The following is a 20,004-nucleotide window of genomic DNA, read 5'->3' as shown; positions in this document are numbered from 1 at the left end:
CTTTGTTCTTCTTTTCGGGCCTTTACGGGCAGTTTGACCCCCATTTATCCCCCTTTGATTCCACTGAGTCTTGAAGCGGGGGTCTTACTGCCCGTTAGACTGCGATAAATGAAGCTTCTTGCAGAAAAAGTCTAAGACATTTGCTGCAATCCTTTTACTGATAATTTTTACATAAAAAGCGAAAATAGTCATCTAAAGATGACTATTCGGTCTTCGGCGCGTACTTTATCGTTATATCCTGCTTGACGGATTGTGAAGGCGGCACTTTGTACTCAATTTTTTCGCCGTTTACATAGATTTCAGTTTGAGTCGAATTTCCGACTACAATGGAAGCTTCTGTTTCCTTTGAAAAGTCTACCTTCTGGCTTTTCGTGCCATCCGCAGTCAGCATTCCCTGGAAGAGGGAATCCCCTTTGCCGTTCTTAATATTCACCCAAGTTTCTCCTGTAGACAAAACCTCCAGTTCAAACTTGTCCGCATTTTTCAATTCATAAACCGTTCCATTTCCACTGGATTGAACAACAGCAACCTCCTGCTTTGGCTTTTCCTCGGCTTCCTGGTCCTTGTCATTTTCCTCAGCAGCATCTTTGTCAGCAGATTCTTCTTTCTTTCCTGCTGGTTCATCTTTTTTATTTTCGGCGAGGTTTTCAGACTCTTCTATAACTGTTTGTTCATCAGTCAGATCTGAGGGCTTCTCTTCATTATCCGCCTGATCTTTGGCCCCGAGAAAATTGTATAGGACTGCAATGAGACCAACAATGAAGACGCCAATGAGAACCTTTGGAAGAATATCAAATACTTTTGAAGTCCTGCCAGAAAGATCTTTCCTGGACTGAACGCGCGATAGCTTTTCCGGAATATCATCATTTACCTGTGCCGGAATATCATCTTTATACTGTTCGAAAATTTCTTCCGGTTCAATTCCAACCGCTTCAGCATACTGTTTAATAAATGCCCTGACATAAAACTTTCCGGGCATCATGCTATAATCGCCCTCTTCAATTCCCACCAAATAGCGTTTTTGTATTTTTGTGACCTTCTGCAGATCGTCAAGGCTCATATCTTTAGCCAGCCGCGCTTCTTTTAATCGATTGCCTAGTTCTGTCAATTTACAACACCTTCCAACTTACTAAAAATCAAAGCCTCCAAAGTCAGATTCAGAGAACATATTGTTCTTCTCTACCACATCATATGTTATCTCTTCATCATGGTCGTGACGAAGCTCAATAATATAATCAAAATCATTAAGAGAGTATTCAGTATTTTGCACAAAAATATCGGGATGCTCTACTACCTTGACTGCCGGGAGGCGCATAATTTCCCGGACGAGCTGCCAGTGCCGTTCGTTTGCACGTCTAGTTGAGACAATTCCGTCTATTATGAACAAATTGTCTTCATTATATTCATCCTCAATCAGCTGATTTCGTATCGTCTGCTTTAGCAGCGTGGATGAAACAAATAGCCAGCGTTTGTTCGCACAGACACTTGAAGCAACTATGGATTCTGTTTTTCCAACCCTTGGCATTCCCCTGATCCCTATTAGCTTGTGCCCTTCCTGTTTAAATAATTCGGCCATGAAATCAACCAACAGCCCAAGCTCGTCCCTGACGAACCTGAACGTTTTCTTATCATCGGCATCCCTTTGTATATATCTTCCATGGCGCACGGCCAGCCGGTCCCGGAGCTTAGGCTCCCGGAGCTTAATCACTTTAATCGTGTCCATCGTATTAAGAATGGACTTTAGGCGTTCAATCTGTTCATGGTCTTTAGCCAAAATCAGCAAGCCTCTGCGGCCTTCATCGACACCATTGATCGTGACAATATTAATGGAAAGCATACCCAGAAGGGAAGAAATGTCACCAAGCAAGCCGGGACGATTCTTTTGGATTTCATATTCCAAATACCATTCTGTTTTCTTCACCGGAAAACCTCCTCCTGCATGATGCGCATATATTTGCGCATTTTATATGTATATGCAACTCATTTTGGTATGTAAAATTTTATTAAACTTATCCTAAATTTTCATCTAGGTTCTATAATATATGATTTTTTGCCAATATGAAAGGAAAAACCCGTTTGGGCGGGAAGGAAATGTTTTGGGGGAAAAATGAAAAGAGAGGCAACCCTCTCTTTTCGCTGGTTACTATTCTTTTCTTAGCGGGTACCGTCGTTCTGAACAAGCTTTACCATCATATTAGCTATGGCATGCTGCTCATCAGGACTTGCTACAGACCAGAGATCAGCCAGGATTTTTTCCTGGTCATTCTTTGGCTCCACTTGCTTGGCTAAATAATCGCCGATTTGATAAGCAAGGTCAGTTACTGTTTCCTTATTCATTCCCTGATCCATTCCCTGGTGAAGACGATCGCCAAGGAAATCTTTCCATTGCTGCCAGTTATCTAGTACAGACATAATTTTGCCTCCTTTAAATGTTGTACAATTATATTGTGCTTAGGCGCTGAATAAAATATGCATGCACTTAGACATGACTCAAAAAATATGTGACACTTCTTTGAACGATTGGCAGTTACGTATACCAGCCGCCATTCACTGCCATAACCTGCCCGGTAATATACGATGCCTTTTCCGAAAGAAGAAAGGAAATGGCGTTGGCTATGTCAGCCGGCAAGGCAAGCCTGCCCATAGGAATTTCACTTTTCACAGCATTAAGCTCTTCTTCTGTAAAGTCCTTTAGCATGGCCGTCTCAACGGCACCCGGGGCAATAGCATTAACCCTTACCCCGTTAAGGGCAACCTCCTTGCTTAAAGCCTTTGCAAAAGCAATTTGTGCACCCTTTGCAGCCGAGTATGCAACTTCACAAGCGGCACCCGTTTGGCCCCATATCGAAGAAACGACTATAATATTACCGCCCCCCTTTGTTAAAAGTTTCGGCAAAAGCTCTTTCGTCAGGAGAAGCGGCGAGGTCACATGGAGGTTCATTAGAGCTTCCATTTCCGCTTGCTGTATTTCAGTAAGAAGTCCATATTGAGCTGTTCCGCTATTATGAATAATGGCATCAAGTGAAAATATGTCAGGAATAATTTTTTTATACCCGCCTGGTACAGACAAGTCTGCCTGGATCGGAATATATTCTCCGCCAAACTTTTGCAGGCGGTCCAGAAGCCTGGTAATTCCCTCCCGATTATGATTGTAATGCAAATAAAGCGAATAGCCTTCTTCTGCCAGTTTAACGCTGACTGCCTGGCCGATTCCTCCGCTCGCTCCAGTTATTAATGCAAATTTCTTCATTTCATATCCTCCCGAAAAAAGCAAAGCGCCATTTAATGGCGCTCTGCTGAAACTGCTTGTTATTTCTTAGGGACAACCTGGCAAACCGTAAAACGTTCTTCACTTATCAAATTACCAGCCGCTTTTTCCACATCCTCAAGTGTGATGCTTTCAAGGGTCGGCACAACATCAAATAAATCCATTTCATTAAAAGCATACCGGGTAAATTGATTGGCGATATATTCCGGTGAATTGACAGCCCGCAGGAATGCACCTATTTTCTTCTTTTTTGTCCGATCAAGTGTTTCCTGTGAAATAGCTCCCTTTTCCCTTGCATCCAGGAGCATCTTTTGCAGTGTTTCAGCCAAACGGTCAGGATCGTTTGTGTCCCCGCCCACCATGGCAAATCCAAAACCCTGCTCCTGTGTATAATCAAAGGAGAATGTGTCATCAATTAATCCTTCACTGTACAGTGTGCTGTAATGCTCAGAGCTTTTACCGAACAAGATATCCAGCAGCACATTCAGACTAAGCTCATTTTTAAGCATTTCTTTGCCTGACTGATTTGCAGTACTGCTCTTTATCCCGACCAGGCACTTTGAGGTCTGGACATTCATCTCAAGAACTTTTTTCTTTTTGGCCGCTTCAGAAGGCTCTCCTTCGAATTGGCGTTTGATTTCCGGTATCTCTTTATAATCCTTCTTGCTTTGGTTATCTCTCACCTGAGTCATAATCTGATCCGGATCAACGGGTCCGACTATGAACAGCAGCATATTGCTTGGGTGGTAGAAAGTTTCATAGCATTCATACAGCATATCTTTCGTGATATCGGAAATGGATTCGATCGTACCTGCGATATCGATTTTAACAGGATGGTTTTTGAACATATTTTCGATCAGGCCAAAATATAAGCGCCAGTCAGGATTGTCATCATACATGGTGATTTCCTGTCCGATGATTCCTTTCTCTTTTTCAACAGTCTTTTCTGTAAAATAAGGGTCCTGCACAAAATCAATCAGCGTTTCAAGGTTCATCTCTACATTGGACGTGCTGGAAAAAAGATAAGCTGTCCTGGTGAAAGATGTAAAAGCATTAGCTGATGCTCCCTGCTTGCTGAATTGCTGGAACACATCCCCGTCTTCTTTCTCAAAAAGCTTATGCTCCAAAAAATGGGCAATCCCATCCGGAACTTTTACATACTCTTCTTTTCCGGGAGGCAGGAAATGATTGTCAATTGAACCATATTTCGTCGTAAAAGTGGCATAAGTCTTGTTAAATCCCTTTTTAGGCAAGATATATACATCCAGCCCATTTTCAAGTTTTTCATAATACAGCTCTTCCTGAAGCTGGTCAAAAGTGATTTTATCCATTACTTGCCCGCCTCCTTTCCTGTCAGAAAATACACAGTGTCCAAACTGACCTTCTTGGCTGTCGCGGCAATTTCCTCTTTTGTTACTTTATCCATTTCATCCATCCAGGTTTGAAGGGTAATTTCTTTTCCTGACACAACATTATGGTAAAGGACTTCGACAATTCCGCGTGCTGTATCAACAGTCTCCAGAAGCTGATTTTTTATGACTGCTTTGGTCTGTTCCATTTCCTGTTCTGTAAAGTCACCATTCTTCATAGCTTCCAGTTGTTCTTTAATAATACTCACTGCCTGATCATAGTTGCTGTTATCGATTCCGGACATCACCATCATTAACCCTTTATGGCTTTCCAGGCGGCTGGCTACATAGTATGCGAGACTGGCTTTTTCCCGGACATTCAAAAACAGTTTTGAATGAGAAAAACCTCCGAAGATTCCATTGAATACCTGAAGCGCATAATATTCCGGATCACCGTACACGACATTTGTCCGGTAGCCGATATTGAGTTTCCCCTGCTTCACATCCTGTTCTTCCCGGACTTCGTTTACAGATTCCTTCGTTCTACCAGAGGATGCTGGCGCTGTCTGAGGTGATCTCTTTTCAAAAGTTAAAAGCTCACCTGCATAGGATTCGGCATCTGCCTCTTCCACATCACCTATAACATATAAATCAAGCTCATCCTGCGCCAATGCCTGCTGATAATATTCATAAAGTCTTTGAGGAGTGATATTGTCCACATCATCTTTCTCGCCATGCACATGCAGTGCATAAGGCTCATCTTTGCACATTTCCTGAACAAGCCGGAAATTGGAATAGCGCATTTTATCATCGTAAACTGATTGAATTCGCTGTTTAAGCGTCCTTTTTTCTTTTTCAACTGTATCCTCGTCAAAAGCGCCTTCATGCACATTTGGCTTTGTCAGGATTTCCGCTAAAAACTGGAACGCTTTTTTCAAAAGAGGAGTTGGATCTGAAAGAAATTTTTCGTTTGCGATTTCAACTGAAATGGTAATGACATGATACTCGCCCTTTTTCGCCAAATCGACGAAAAGCGTTGCACCATATAATTCATCAAGGTAAGCCCGCAGCTTTCCGGTTGAAGGGTAGGACGAACTGCTGCTCTGCAATACATGAGGCAATAGGGATCTTAATGTAACTGTACTCTTTTCAAGCGGGGCTTTCATTTTCCAAACCAGGGTATTGGTTTTATATTTCTCTGTTTTAACCACGTGAAGCTTATAGCCATTCATGGCTTTTACGGATTCAGAGATTACGGCCATGTCTTTTCCTCCTGTCAGTAGATTGATGAGTCCAAAGTACGGTCAATAGTAAAAAGAGGGAGCATCCCCTGTATGTAAACACTTTGCTGATATCTTCTATAATATCCTTTGTAATAAATCATATTCTTACTATACCTTGCCCTATTTCTTTATTTCAAGTTATTGGCTGTATTGGAAGGTTTATATATTTTTTATAAATGATAGCCGCTTGTCCTTGAATTAGGGATGACTAAATGGTTTTCAATAAGAATCTGAACAATAAAAAGCCCCATTTCCGAAAAGAAATGAGGCTATTTGTGTTAACGTTTTCCTTTTATATAAGGAGTACCAGATGCTTTTGGAGCATCCGCGCGTCCGATGAAACCCGTTAATGCCAGAATCGTTAAAACATATGGTGCAATGAGAAGATAGACATTTGGAATATTCTCAAGGAATGGAAGGCTGGAGCCGATGATGCTCAAGCTTTGTGCAAATCCGAAGAACAAAGCCGCACCCATAACACCAAGCGGATGCCACTTACCAAAGATCAGTGCTGCCAGAGCCATAAAGCCCTGGCCGCTGATGGTCGCATGCCCGAAGTCTGAAGAAATCGATTGTGCATACACGCCGCCGCCTATTCCTGCAAGGGCTCCTGAGATTAATACCCCAATGTATCTCATCCTTGTTACATTGATACCCATTGTATCCGCAGCCATTGGGTGTTCACCAACCGCCCGAAGCCTTAGCCCGAATGGAGTCTTAAACATCACAAACCAGGCTAGAAATGCAACGGCAATGGCAGCGAATGAAGTATAATAAGTGTTTGAGAAGAACAATTTACCGATAACAGGTATGTCACTCAAAAATGGAATATCCACTTTGCTGAATCCTTTTTGAATGATATCTGTCTGACCTTTTCCATAAATGAATTTAACCAGGAACAGTGCTGCACCAATTGCCAGAAGGTTAATCGCAACCCCTGACACAACCTGGTCAGCTCTAAACGTAATAGATGCAACGGCATGCAGGATGGATAATAGAGCTCCAACAACCATAGCTGCGAGTAATGCAACCCACGGAGTCATGCTGCCAAATACATCAACAAACGTAAGGTTAAAAACAATGGCAGTGAATGCTCCAATTACCATTAAGCCTTCTAAACCAATATTTACAACACCGGAGCTCTCTGAGAAGTTTCCGCCCAATCCAGTGAAAATAAGCGGGGCTGCCCAAAGCAAAGTTGATGGAATAATAATTAATAAGATCTCCATTAAGCCCACTTACTTCACCCCCTTTTTGCTGATACGGTCAATAAAGATGCGAATCATATAGCTTGCTGCAACAAAGAACACGATAAGTGCAATGATAATATCAACAAGTTCATTAGGAACTCCAGCTTCAAGCGGCATGTTTAAGGCGCCGACCTTCAAGCTTCCGAATAGCAATGCTGCAAAAATAATTCCAATTGGCCCATTCCCGCCTAAGAGTGCTACCGCAATACCGTCAAAACCTACTCCGGTAAAGCCACCCTTAATGGCTGCATAGCCGAATGTACCCAATGCTTCCATCGCACCGGCAAGTCCTGCAAATGCTCCTGAGATGACCATTGATAGAATGATATTTTTGCTTACGCTCATGCCCGCATATTCAGATGCATGCTGGTTAAAGCCTACAGCGCGCAATTCGTATCCCTTCGATGTTTTTTCTAATAGGAACCACATAATAAACACACATGCTAAAGCAATTAAAATTCCCCAATGCAGACGAGAATAATCAGTTAATCCCTCAAGAAACGGAGAACGCAATGATGCAGATTCTGCAATCATCTCGGTCCGGTCACTTTTTTCTGAAAGAACCGTACGGATAATATAGTTGGTTACATGCAAGGCCACATAGTTCATCATGATCGTGACAATTACTTCATGCACTTTGAACTTTGCTTTCAAAAGGCCCGGTATGAATGCCCAAAGCGCGCCAGCCGCTGCTGCTGCGAGAACCGCCAGCGGGAGATGAATGAATTTTGGAAGTTCAAATGCAACCCCTACCCAAACAGCTGCAAGCCATCCGACGATCAGCTGTCCTTCAACACCGATATTAAATAAGCCTGTACGGAAAGCAAATGCAACTGCCAAACCGGCCAGAATATAAGGTGTGACCTGTCTGACTACTTCACCAGTGTAGTAGATTTCACCAAAAGCACCGTTCCATAATGCAATAAATGCAGATCCGGCATTATAACCAGTTGCTATCATAATGATTGTACCTACTAATACCCCGAGCAGAACGGCAACTAGAGGTACGACAATGTTCTTCATGCGATTAGACATGGTTTTCGCCACCCGCTTCCTTCCGTTTAGAACCAGCCATCAATAAACCTAATTCTTGTTCAGTTGTTTGTTTAGGGTCAACTACTGCTACAATTTCACCCTCATAAATAACAGCGATCCGGTCGCTGACATTCATAATTTCATCCAATTCGAATGAAATAAGCAGCACTGCTTTCCCCTGGTCACGCTGTTCAATCAGACGCTTGTGAATGTATTCAATTGCTCCAACATCCAGGCCCCGTGTCGGCTGAGCAGCGATCAGGAGATCCGGGTTGCGGTCAATTTCACGTCCGATTATGGCTTTCTGCTGGTTACCGCCGGAAAGTGCCCTTGCAAGTGTATATTCACTTGGGGTTCTGACGTCAAATTCTTTAATCAGCTTTGTTGCTTTACTATATATTTCTTTAAAGTTTAGAACACCTTTTTTTGAGAATGGCGCTTTGTAATAGGTTTGCAGAACCATATTTTCTCCGATTGGAAAATCAAGGACAAGTCCATGCTTATGACGGTCCTGTGGGATATGCCCTACACCAGTCTCCGTAACTTTACGAGGAGACATATTCACAATTTCTTTGCCATTCAATTTAATTGAACCGCTTTCAGACTTCCTTAAGCCAGTGATCGCTTCAATTAATTCTGACTGTCCATTCCCGTCTACACCGGCAATACCGACAATTTCACCTGCCCGTACATTGAGGTTAAGGTTATTAACAACACCAAGGCCCCGTGAATCTTTCACATTTAAGTCATGAATCTCAAGCACCTGCTCCTGCGGCTTCGAGTCTGTTTTATCCGTTTTAAAAGTGACTTCCCTTCCCACCATTAAGCTGGCAAGTTCATTCGGGTTCGTTTCAGTGACATTAACAGTACCGATTCCAACTCCTTTGCGGATAACCGTTACCCGATCACACACTTCCATGATTTCCTTCAGCTTGTGAGTGATAAGAATAATAGATTTGCCTTCCTGAATTAAAGTTTTCATAATCTGAATTAACTCTTTAATTTCCTGCGGAGTCAGAACAGCAGTAGGCTCATCAAAAATAAGGATTTCAGCGCCCCGATATAGAGTCTTTAAGATCTCCACTCGCTGCTGCATTCCTACTGAAATATCGGAAATTTTCGCCTGAGGGTCGACCGCAAGTCCATATCGCTCGGAAATCTCCCTGACTTCCTTCTCAGCCTTTTTAATATCTATTTTTCCGCCTTTGGTTGTTTCTTTTCCCAGAATAATATTTTCAGTGACAGTGAAACGGTCAACAAGCATGAAATGCTGGTGGACCATCCCGATGCCCAAGTCGTTTGCTATATTAGGATCGGTAATGCGCACCGGTTTTCCTTTAACTTTGATTTCACCCTTTTCAGGCTGATACAGGCCAAAAAGGACGTTCATTAACGTTGACTTGCCTGCACCATTTTCGCCAAGCAGCGCATGAATTTCACCTGGTTTCAGCTGAAGCGTGATATTATCATTTGCAACGATTCCAGGAAACTCCTTGCGAATGTTGAGCATTTCAATAACATAATCCATTTGTTTCACTCCTTGCTCAAAATATAAGGAAATCATTAGTAGTTAGAGGTCAGACCTTGGCATTTCTTAGAAAAACCTGGCCATAAAGCCAAGTTTCTAAGTAATATGAAATTAGAATTATTTCATTAAAAATCTAAGTGAAATACAGAATTTATTCTGTCCTTTTATTCTGTCCTTCAATTAAACTTTTAAAAAAGGAATAAGAGGCCGCAGTGCAACCTGCTTATTCCTTAAAATTATTTATTCAACTGAGAAAGAAGCCAGTTCATCTTTTGAAGATGGAACAGTCAGATCACCATTCTTGATCTTTTCCTGCCATTCTTTAACTGCACCTTCGATTTCTGCTTTCGCAGATACTTCCGGGTTGATAGGAGCAAGGCCTACACCGTCTTCAGCCAATCCGTAAGTAGTTGTTTCTCCACCAGGGAAGCTGCCGTCTTTAGCCTTTGTAGAAAGGTCCTTAACAGCATTGTCTACACGCTTAAGAGCAGATGTAAGGATTACATTGTGCTCTTTGCCATCGATTTCTACTACACCTTCAGCTGTCTGATCTGAGTCAACACCGATTGCCCAAAGTTCTCTTGCCGGGTCTTTCTTTTTAAGGTCACGAGCTTCCTTGAAAAGGCCGTTTCCAGTTCCGCCGGCAGCGTGGAAGATTACATCTACGCCAGAAGAGTACATTTTAGAAGCAATTGTCTGACCTAATTCAGCTTTATCAAATGCTCCAGCATATTGAACTTCTACTTTAATATCAGGGTTTACCGCTTGAACACCAGCAAGGAATCCAGACTCAAAACGCTCGATAACCGGAATTTCCATACCGCCGATGAAACCGATTTTGTTTTCTTTAGTTGCATTTGCTGCAGCAACACCTGCAAGGAATGCAGCTTCCTGCTCTTTAAACATAATGCTTGCTACGTTCGGCTGATCTACGACCGCGTCAACGATGCCGAAATGAGAATCTTTTTGCTGCTGAGCAATCTCATTGATTGCACCTTCCATTAAGAAACCGATTCCAAAAACAAGATCAAAGTCCTGACGTGCTAATGTATTAAGGTTTGTAGAATAGTCAGCATCTGACTGTGATTGAAGATAGTCAAATCCGCCTTTTCCTTTTTCAAGTCCATTTTCGTCACCAAATGCTTTTAAACCTTCCCAAGCAGATTGGTTAAATGATTTATCATCTACACCGCCGACATCTGTTACCATCGCTACAGAGAATGCTTTTTCTTTATCGTCTCCGCCAGCTGTTTCTCCGCCTTTTTCTTCACTTTTACCGCAAGCACCCAGAATTGTTCCAGCAGCAAGAACTAAAGATAGCGCCAATCCAAATTTACGCTTTTTCAAGGTTGGTACCCCCTAAGAAATTGTTTTTGCATTAGCGGAATGAATGATGTGTTTTCTTGCATCCCCAAAAGCTAGATTCTCTTTCTGAGGACATGAAAACTGAACTTATCAGCTCTAAAATAATTGACCGAATAAAGAATCGGAGTATCCGCTTCATCGAAATGCATCTGCTTTAATACAAGCAGTGCAGTTTCCGGGTCACATTCCAGAATTGGGGAAATTTTTTCGTGATAGCCAATAGGCTCTATTTGGGCAACAGCATAAGTGATTTTCCGGTTTGCCTCTTCTTCAAGCATTTTAAGAATCGACTCCTGTTCGTGGGAAAATGTGTCCGGAAGAATATTCTCAGGAACTTTATCCACACAATAAACGACCGGTTCACCATTGGCTGTTCTAACCCGCTCAATCACGGCAATTTCCTGGTCTAAAGCACATGAGAATCTGCGGATATCATCTTCAGTCGGTCCCAAAGTTACAGAACTCAAGAAAACAGTTCCCGGTTTCATCCCTGCCTGCAAAATCATGTTTGTGACACTATTAAGCTGTTCGATGCCGGATGTAAATAGCGGCTTTGCATTGACAAAGGTGCCTACACCGTGACGGCGGATGATGACGTTTTCTTCTTCAAGAATGCGCAGCGCCTCCCGCAGTGTGGCTCTGCTGACACCAAGCTGTTTGGCAAGATCAAATTCGGACGGAAGCTTTTCTTTTTCTTTATACACTCCATCTTCAATGTCTTGTTTTAATCGATCGATGACTTGCAAATATAAATGCCGGTTATCTGACTTAATAGACATGCAGGGTTCCTCCAACTTCAGTTCTCAAGACATCAGACCTCTGATGTTCAATCATTCCTACTAATCGAAAATACTATAACACTTTTTACCCAATAAAGAAATAGAAATTTATCAATTTGTCGAAAAAAGGTGAAAAGAAAAAAATGTTTGTGAATCCTTCTGTACCAATTCTTTTTTTCTGGTATAATACTTCTTTGAAAACGATTACATTTAAGTTTCCTGCTAAAAATGCACCAGTTTATAAACCCAATTTTGTAATGAGTTGAAAGTACCATACCTCTTTCATTTTATGTAAGCGCTTTTAGTAGTATGGCATATTGAACTGTATTTTTTTATTGTCCTTATTTTACGCATATATCTTCCTGATACATTAAAAAATGGCCGTCCGCAGACAGGCCATTTTTTAAATGTGTCATGCTTATTAATTTTAAGAACTTGCTTCTTCCGAAGGCTTGCCCTGGAGCACAGATCTTGGCTTGCTGCCTTCATATGGTCCGACAATCCCCCTTGCTTCCATTTCATCAATCAGCCTTGCCGCTCTGGTATAGCCAATCCTGAATCTCCTCTGAAGCATGGATACAGAAGCAGTCTGCATTTCCAATATCAATTCAACAGCTTCTTCATAAAGATCATCATCCACTTCTCCTGCAGCTTCCGGGATATCCTCTGGAATCATTTCTTCCTGATATTGTGCCTTCTGCTGGCCGATGACGAAGTCCACTATTTCTTCAACTTCTTCATCTGACAGAAAGGCACCCTGTACACGGACTGGTTTTGAAGCACCAACAGGAAGGAAGAGCATATCTCCTCTTCCCAGAAGTTTTTCCGCTCCACCCATATCCAGGATGGTCCTTGAATCTGTCATTGATGAAACAGCAAACGCAATTCTTGAAGGTATATTTGCTTTAATTACACCTGTGATAACATCCACTGACGGACGCTGAGTTGCGATGATTAAATGAATGCCTGCTGCCCGTGCCATTTGCGCAAGGCGAGTGATTGCGTCTTCAACATCGGAGGATGCCACCATCATTAAGTCTGCAAGCTCGTCCACTATAACAACAATATACGGCAGGAGGGGCTGCTGTGCTTCCTCTTCGGCATTATGCCTTTTTACATACTCATTGTAGCCTTCGATATTCCTTGTGCCAGTATGTGAGAACAGCTCATAGCGCCTTTCCATCTCACTTACAACTTTCTGCAGCGCCTGAGCAGCTTTCTTCGGATTTGTCACAACCGGCGCCAGTAAATGAGGCACCCCATTGTAAACATTCAATTCCACCATTTTAGGGTCAATCATCATTAATTTTACTTCATGTGGTTTTGCCCTCATCAAAATGCTGGTAATGATTCCGTTAATACAAACACTCTTACCGCTTCCTGTCGCTCCTGCAACAAGAAGATGTGGCATTTTGTTAAGTTCTGCGAGGACAGCTTCTCCGGTTATATCACGGCCAAGCCCGATCATAAGCTTGGAGTCCGGCTTGTCATTTTGTTTGGATTCAATTACTTCCCTTAGAGAAACCATCGCCACTTCAGAGTTAGGGACTTCTATTCCAATAGCCGATTTACCCGGGATAGGTGCTTCGATTCGGATATCCTTTGCTGCCAGTGCCAGTGCCAAATCATCATTCAGACTAACGATTTTGCTTACCTTTACCCCAACATCAGGATGCACCTCATACTTGGTAACAGCCGGGCCTAAATGAACCTGTGTCACCCTTGCTTTTACCCCAAAACTCTGAAATGTTCTTTCGAGCTTAGCAGCATTCGCGTGGATTAGCTCATACTCACCGCTTTGATCAGTTTGCCTGGGCAGTTTTAAAAGCCTGATAGGAGGCAGCTCGTAGTCTTTGTTTTCCACTTCTGTAAACGTGATAGGCGGCGCATTTTCATCCTCCGGCTCTGTGACTCCCGTTTCCTGAGGCTGATCAGAAGCCGCTTCCCGGGGATCCTCCTGATAAGCTCTTTCGGCAAAGCTTGATATAATGGGTTCGGGGGTTGGTTCAGATACCGGTTCAGAAGAATTATTGATCGTTATCACTGTCTCAGGTTCTTCTTCATACTGAAGAGCGCGCTGTTCTTCTTCTCTTCTTGACTGCCTTTCTTCTCGTCTTTCTCTGCCTTTTTGTTTCCATTCTTTCATATCATCTATAAAAGCAGCCCATTGTTTCTTGAAGAAATTAAGAATTGCGGCCATCATTTTCCCTGCAGCATCTCCGAAGGTTTTTCCTGTCATAAGAACAAAACCGATAATAATTAATAAAAAGGCTACAATTTTTGAACCTGCTTCATCAAAAAGATAATAAAAGAGGGCGAAAAAAATAGCCCCAAGCATTCCGCCGCCTAAATCGGTTGTGCTTGTTTCTCCACGGACTTCCATCCGGAATAGTTCCCACGTATTGGCTATTACACTCGGATCATCAAACTTCCCTCCATTTGAGAGAAGCTGAAATAAAGTTACATGACTCAACAGCAGAAGGGAGCTGATGATAAGATAAATACCGATTAATTTAGTATGGAACAGGTAAGGGAGTGCCCTCTTCCACATCAGATAACCTGAAAAGATTACGAGTCCAATCAGGCTGAGCATGTACCATTCTCCCATAAAGAAACGGAAAAAAAGCACCGTTGCATTCCCGACCGCTCCGAGCCTGGCAATTGATATTACCGCAAGTGCCAGCAGAATCAGGGCAATTAGTTCAAATTTCATCGTCCGTTTCAATGTTTCGTTCTTTTTAGACTTTCTTTTCTTTCTTTTGGCCATATTATCACCTTATCATTGTTCTTATTAAAAGCATCATCAAAATTCCATTATGTAATACATCATGTCTGTTATGAAAGAAGAAGCAGCCATTTTTTGGCTGCTTCTAAAGTTACTTTTATTATATCATAACGATTCTAAATTAAGTTGTTTTTTGAAAGGTTTTATCAGCTTAACTGCGTTAAAGTGATCATGGATCCAGGAGTGTACCTTTCATCCATATAATGGGTAGGATCACTGCTCATAATTCTTAAAATGCGGCATTCCTGTCCTGCATTCATTTCAACAAGGAGAGGGATTCCTTCATATGAGACAATCTTCTGCTTGCCGAAATCGTCCTGTTCATTTTGGTAAATGAGTTCTTGCGGCATCATAGTATAGAGGATCATTGGACCATCACTTCTTCTTTTGGTTTATTCATATCAATCAGCTCATTCAGCTTTGCAAGCGCAGGCCCGACCCCGCCTACTTCATCAATCAGTCCATATTCAACAGCATCCCTGCCGACCACATTCGTCCCTATATCCCTGGTCAGGTTGCCCTTATCAAACATCAGGTCTTTAAATTTCTGTTCGGATATATTGGAATGCTTTGTTACAAAATTAATTACCCGATCCTGCATTTTATCCATATACTCAAACGTTTGCGGCACACCGATTACCAGGCCGGTCAGTCTGATAGGGTGGATGGTCATCGTAGCTGTTTCTGCAATAAAGGAATAATCGCATGATACCGCAATAGGAACACCAATGGAATGGCCGCCTCCAAGGACAATGGAGACTGTTGGCTTAGACAATGAGGCAAGCATTTCTGATATTGCCAGCCCGGCCTCCACATCGCCGCCAACAGTATTCAAGATAACCAGAAGACCTTCTATTTTTGGGTTTTGCTCAATCGCAACAATCTGAGGGATTAAATGCTCATATTTTGTTGTCTTATTTTGCGGCGGAAGCTGAAGATGCCCTTCCACCTGTCCGACAATGGTCAAGCAGTGAATTTTGGAATCCTGAGACAGCTGCGGCACATTTGTTTGTCCAAGCTGCTGAATTTTTTCCATAAGGGCAGAAGGTTTATCCTCTTTCGGCTGTTCTTGCCCTTCTCCGCCCTCATTGCGGGTATTTTTCAAATCGTTTTCCATCCTTATTTCTCCCTTCAAGCAATATATTGTTAGTATGAACGCGTGATCATTTTTCATGCGCATTATTGCCTGAAGGGCAAGAGCAAAAAACAGCCCGGCAATCGATGCGGGCTGTGTTCTGACTGCTATCCTTCCATAAGAATCGGAAGGATCATTGGTCTGCGTTTTGTTTTTTCATAAAGATACTGATTCAGGCTGTCACGCATATCCTGCTTAATTCCTGACCAGTCAAATGCTTCTTTTGCAAGGTTCTGTTCTACCGTTTCTCTTACTATTTTTACAGCTTCCTCAAGAAGCTTTTCAGATTCCCTGACATACACAAATCCTCTTGTAATGATTTCAGGGCCAGCTGAGATTTTCTTTTCTTTTTTATTAAGAGTAACTACAACCAATAAAACACCATCCTGAGAAAGCAGCTTCCGGTCTCTTAAAACAATATTCCCGACATCGCCGACACCAATTCCGTCAATCAGAACATTACCTGATGGGATTTTTCCTCCGGGTACGATTGCACCATCCTTGATTTCTGCTACATCGCCTTTATCCGGAATAAAAATTTGTTCACTTGATAATCCGCACTCCAAAGCAATTTTTGCATGGGCTTTCAGCATTCGGTACTCCCCATGAACCGGGATGAAGAATTTGGGACTCATCAGATTAATCATAAATTTAAGTTCTTCCTGGCTGCCATGGCTCGAGGTATTAAAGGTTCCCTTTCCTGGGATTACCTCAGCACCTGCTCTAAACAGCATATCAATCGTTTTGAAAATAAATACCTCAGTGCCTCTTAAGGGTGATGCAGCAAGCAAAACGGTATCTCCGTGTTTTATATTGACCTGTCTGTGGGACTGCTTCGCCATTTTTTGGAGGGCTTCGATCGGCTCTCCCTGTGTACCCGTGGTAAGAACCACGATTTGGTCATCACTGTATTTGCCGATCTCAGCAACAGGAATAATCACATCTTCTCCTATTTGCAAATATCCGAGCTGCAGAGCAATGTCATAGATTCTCTGCAGACTTTTGCCGACCACTGCCACTTTCCTGCCCGTTTCGTTCGCTGCATCAAAAATATGCTGTATTCGAATTAAGTCAGATGCAAAGGAAGCCGCAATGACTCTCCCCTTAGCAGCGAAAAATGCAGCTGTCATCTCTCTGGCCACTTTCGATTCTGAGCTTGTGTAGCCTGGCTTTTCTGCTTCGGTACTGTCAGATAGAAGGCAAAGAACTCCTTCTTCCCCTAAGCGCGCCATTTTGCCGATTTCAGGTTTGTATAAGTCAGTCGCTGCCTGATCGAATTTAAAGTCGCCGGTATACACAATTGCACCCTCTGATGTATGTATGGCAACTCCGACACTATCCGGTATGCTATGGCTCGTTCTAAAAAAAGTTACATCTGCCGAATCAAATTCAACCCTGGTATCTGAATTGATTTCAATAAACTGTACTTTGCCTTTGTATTCCTGTTCCTTCATTTTGGCTTTAGCCAGCGCTAGAGTCAGCTTTGTTCCATAAACAGGTACATTAACCTTTGCAAGCACATAAGACAGGCCTCCAATATGATCCTCGTGTCCATGTGTCAGAAAAATTCCTTTTACTCTTTCCTTGTTTTGAACTAGGTATGTAACATCCGGTATCACGATATCAATTCCGAGCATTTCATTTTCAGGGAACATTAATCCGGCATCGATGACATATATATCCTCGTCCACCTCTGCCAAATACATATTTTTCCCAAGTTCTCCGACTCCTCCGAGTGCTGCCAGCTTGATGCTTTCATTTTGTCTCTTTTTCAATGTATTGTCCTCCCATGCATGTTCAGCCGATCAAGATCAGTTATCCATATTATACTTGAAGTCATAAAACCATGACAACCAAATTTATACATGGGCTTATTTGAGCGTTCCTGAGGCTTTTTATAAAAATAGTCTCTAGGTTTTGGGCGTTATAAAAATAAAACCAACCAGCAAAGCACTGGTTGGCAAGCAAAGAATTATTTAAATAGGGCAGCAACTGCACTGCGTTCCTGTTCTGTTAATGGGACCATTGGAAGACGGACGGATCCGACATCCAGCCCTTTAAGCTGCAGCGCTGTTTTTACAGGCACTGGGCTTGGGGCAGCAAAAAGCCCTTCCATGATCGGAAGAATTTTTTGATGGATTTTTGCAGCTTTTTCATTTTCACCATTCAGGTAAGCTGTGATCATTTCCTGCATTTCATTCCCTATTACATGCGAAGCAACAGAAACAATTCCAGTCCCGCCTATTGCCATACATGGAAGAGTAAGTCCGTCATCACCGCTGTATAGCATGAAGTCATCATCCGTATTAGCAATAATTTTGGCCATTGCATTCAAATCTCCGCTTGCTTCTTTCACTGCCGCGATATTAGAGATTTCCGAAAGTCGGATAATCGTTTCAGGCAGAATATTCACGGAAGAGCGTCCCGGAATATTATAAACCATTACCGGGAGGCTCGTGCTTTCCGCAATAGCCTTGAAATGACGATAAAGCCCTTCCTGATTTGGCTTATTGTAATATGGTGCTACGATCATGATCGCATCGACACCAATTTGCTCTGCTTTTTTCGTTAATTCAATGGATTCATACGTATTATTGCTTCCGGTGCCGGCAATGACAGGCACCCGTTTGTCAGCTGCTTTCACTGCATGTTTGAATAATGCCAGCTTTTCCTCTTTTGTTAGTGTTGGCGACTCCCCTGTTGTCCCGGCAACGACTAAAGAATCTGTACCGTTTTCAATAAGATGATTGATTAGCTGTGTCGTCTTAGGGAAATCAATATGTCCCTTATTATCAAATGGTGTTACCATAGCTGTTGATACTCGGCCAAATAGAACCATGTTTACACTCCTTGCAGATGTTTAAAAGATCGGGAAGAAACGGGCGGATCTGCCGCATTGGATACAAATCCGTCGTTAACCGCTGAATGGCTTTCTTCCTCTTTTTAAACATGTTATTTTCAAAATTTTTAAATGTCTGTTCTCTCATATTCCGCTAAATCTTCTTCCAGGCGGAAAGCATCGTGCAATGCATTAACAGACTTTATCAAATCTGCCTGCTTTACCAGAACCCAGATTGTTGTATGGCTGTCTGCTGACTGCAGAATACGGATTCCCTGCTCCGACAATGCCGTAACGATCCGCGAGGCTACTCCGGGTACACCCTGCATCCCAGCTCCGACAACCGAAACCTTTGCACACTCTCTTTCAACCAGCGGATCATGACCAAGGCCCTTTAAAATACTAATCGCTTTATCAGTCATTTCCTCCGTTACGGTGTAGTTGACGCCATTAGGATATATATTGATAAAGTCAACACTGATTCCCTGGTTAGCCATGGCTTTAAAGACCTCAGACTGTAGATCGTACTGGTCTTTCTTCGCAAGGACCTTTATTTGTGTCACATTGGAAACATGGGCTATTCCAGTTACCGAACGCTCTTTAATATCCGTTCCGCGTCTGTTCTTATTCAAGGTTGTGACAAGTGTTCCGAGACTGTCGGAGTATGTTGAACGGATTCTGATCGGAATTTTTGCCTGCATGGCTATTTCGACTGCCCGGGGGTGGATGACCTTAGCACCCTGATACGCCATATTGCAGACCTCTGTGTAAGTGACCACTGATAATGGGCGCGCATTTTCAGCAATGCGCGGATCAGCGGTCATAATGCCTTCCACATCAGTAAAGATATCTATCCACTCCGCATTAAGGGCTGCTCCAAGAGCGGCTGCAGAGGTATCACTGCCGCCCCTGCCGATCGTTGTGACATCACCGGTTTTTGATGATCCCTGAAATCCTGCAACCACGATAACATCATGATTTTCAAGTTCTTTCAAAAGCCTGTCGCATTTCATATCGATAATTTTTGCGTTAGTATGATCATTATTCGTTCTAAATCCTGCCTGTGCCCCAGTCAGAGCTGCTGCTGTTATCCCATGTTCTTTTAGCATGTTTGAAAATACAACACTTGAGATGACTTCACCGCAGGATAAGAGCAGATCCGTTTCGCGTTTGCTGATTTTGGTATTATTGCCTTCTACCAGCGAAAGCAGTGTGTCGGTTGCATATGGATCTCCTTTTCGGCCCATTGCCGAAACAACGACAACAACCTTGTATCCATCTGCCAGCGCTTTTTTGATATGCTTAGCTGCATGCTCGCGGCTACTCTCGTCGCGGACTGATGTGCCTCCATATTTTTGAACGATGATATTCATTAAAACACCTCTAAC

At 42.7% G+C, this 20,004-nt stretch carries 17 protein-coding genes; all 17 read right to left on the bottom strand.

Going from position 1 to position 20,004, the window contains the following annotated elements; all coding sequences use genetic code 11:
* Positions 1–202: 202 nt before the first annotated feature.
* On the bottom strand, positions 203–1,108 hold the full coding sequence (locus tag CE058_RS22700) for a helix-turn-helix domain-containing protein (protein WP_163145121.1): 906 nt from the start codon (positions 1,106–1,108) through the stop codon (positions 203–205).
* A 21-nt stretch (positions 1,109–1,129) separates the two neighbouring features.
* Positions 1,130–1,921: a YmfK family protein gene (locus tag CE058_RS22695; RefSeq protein WP_163145120.1), complete on the bottom strand. Its 792-nt coding sequence runs from the start codon at positions 1,919–1,921 to the stop codon at positions 1,130–1,132.
* Positions 1,922–2,154: 233 nt separating this feature from the next.
* Complete coding sequence (locus tag CE058_RS22690; protein ID WP_163145119.1) at positions 2,155–2,412, bottom strand: DUF3243 domain-containing protein; 258 nt, start codon at positions 2,410–2,412, stop codon at positions 2,155–2,157.
* Positions 2,413–2,527: 115 nt separating this feature from the next.
* Positions 2,528–3,250 carry an elongation factor P 5-aminopentanone reductase gene (gene ymfI, locus CE058_RS22685; RefSeq protein WP_163145118.1) on the bottom strand — a complete coding sequence of 241 codons (723 nt, stop codon included), beginning with the start codon at positions 3,248–3,250 and terminating at the stop codon, positions 2,528–2,530.
* Between the two features lie 59 nt (positions 3,251–3,309).
* A complete protein-coding gene (gene yfmH / locus CE058_RS22680; RefSeq protein WP_163145117.1) occupies positions 3,310–4,599 on the bottom strand; it encodes an EF-P 5-aminopentanol modification-associated protein YfmH in 1,290 nt (429 codons plus the stop codon).
* Complete coding sequence (gene yfmF / locus CE058_RS22675; protein ID WP_048008968.1) at positions 4,599–5,879, bottom strand: EF-P 5-aminopentanol modification-associated protein YfmF; 1,281 nt, start codon at positions 5,877–5,879, stop codon at positions 4,599–4,601. Before yfmF ends, yfmH begins: the two co-directional genes overlap by 1 nt.
* 299 nt (positions 5,880–6,178) lie before the next feature.
* A complete protein-coding gene (locus tag CE058_RS22670; protein WP_009330679.1) occupies positions 6,179–7,138 on the bottom strand; it encodes an ABC transporter permease in 960 nt (319 codons plus the stop codon).
* The gene (locus CE058_RS22665) at positions 7,139–8,185 is read right to left on the bottom strand and encodes an ABC transporter permease (RefSeq protein WP_048008969.1); all 1,047 of its coding nucleotides are present in this window, start codon (positions 8,183–8,185) and stop codon (positions 7,139–7,141) included.
* Positions 8,178–9,713 carry an ABC transporter ATP-binding protein gene (locus tag CE058_RS22660; RefSeq protein WP_048008970.1) on the bottom strand — a complete coding sequence of 512 codons (1,536 nt, stop codon included), beginning with the start codon at positions 9,711–9,713 and terminating at the stop codon, positions 8,178–8,180. Before CE058_RS22660 ends, CE058_RS22665 begins: the two co-directional genes overlap by 8 nt.
* Before the next feature lie 240 nt (positions 9,714–9,953).
* Positions 9,954–11,060, bottom strand: coding sequence for a BMP family lipoprotein (locus CE058_RS22655; RefSeq protein ID WP_048008971.1), 1,107 nt, complete (start codon positions 11,058–11,060; stop codon positions 9,954–9,956).
* A gap of 71 nt (positions 11,061–11,131) precedes the next feature.
* Positions 11,132–11,857, bottom strand: coding sequence for a GntR family transcriptional regulator (locus CE058_RS22650; RefSeq protein ID WP_048008972.1), 726 nt, complete (start codon positions 11,855–11,857; stop codon positions 11,132–11,134).
* A gap of 427 nt (positions 11,858–12,284) precedes the next feature.
* Positions 12,285–14,624: a DNA translocase FtsK gene (locus CE058_RS22645; protein WP_163145116.1), complete on the bottom strand. Its 2,340-nt coding sequence runs from the start codon at positions 14,622–14,624 to the stop codon at positions 12,285–12,287.
* Between the two features lie 164 nt (positions 14,625–14,788).
* Positions 14,789–15,010 carry a YlzJ-like family protein gene (locus CE058_RS22640; protein WP_009330685.1) on the bottom strand — a complete coding sequence of 74 codons (222 nt, stop codon included), beginning with the start codon at positions 15,008–15,010 and terminating at the stop codon, positions 14,789–14,791.
* A complete protein-coding gene (locus CE058_RS22635; protein WP_076255864.1) occupies positions 15,007–15,759 on the bottom strand; it encodes a ClpP family protease in 753 nt (250 codons plus the stop codon). Before CE058_RS22635 ends, CE058_RS22640 begins: the two co-directional genes overlap by 4 nt.
* A gap of 125 nt (positions 15,760–15,884) precedes the next feature.
* Positions 15,885–17,552, bottom strand: coding sequence for a ribonuclease J (locus CE058_RS22630; RefSeq protein ID WP_163145115.1), 1,668 nt, complete (start codon positions 17,550–17,552; stop codon positions 15,885–15,887).
* A 197-nt stretch (positions 17,553–17,749) separates the two neighbouring features.
* Positions 17,750–18,616 (bottom strand): 4-hydroxy-tetrahydrodipicolinate synthase, encoded by an 867-nt coding sequence (gene dapA, locus CE058_RS22625; RefSeq protein ID WP_048008976.1) that lies wholly within the window; start codon positions 18,614–18,616, stop codon positions 17,750–17,752.
* Positions 18,617–18,744: 128 nt separating this feature from the next.
* Positions 18,745–19,989: an aspartate kinase gene (gene dapG, locus CE058_RS22620; RefSeq protein ID WP_163145114.1), complete on the bottom strand. Its 1,245-nt coding sequence runs from the start codon at positions 19,987–19,989 to the stop codon at positions 18,745–18,747.
* Positions 19,990–20,004 lie beyond the last annotated feature (15 nt).

Source organism: Bacillus sp. 22-7, assembly GCF_010628845.1.
GTDB lineage: Bacteria > Bacillota > Bacilli > Bacillales > Cytobacillaceae > Cytobacillus > Cytobacillus firmus_B.
This window is presented reverse-complemented; position numbering and strand designations above follow the sequence as displayed.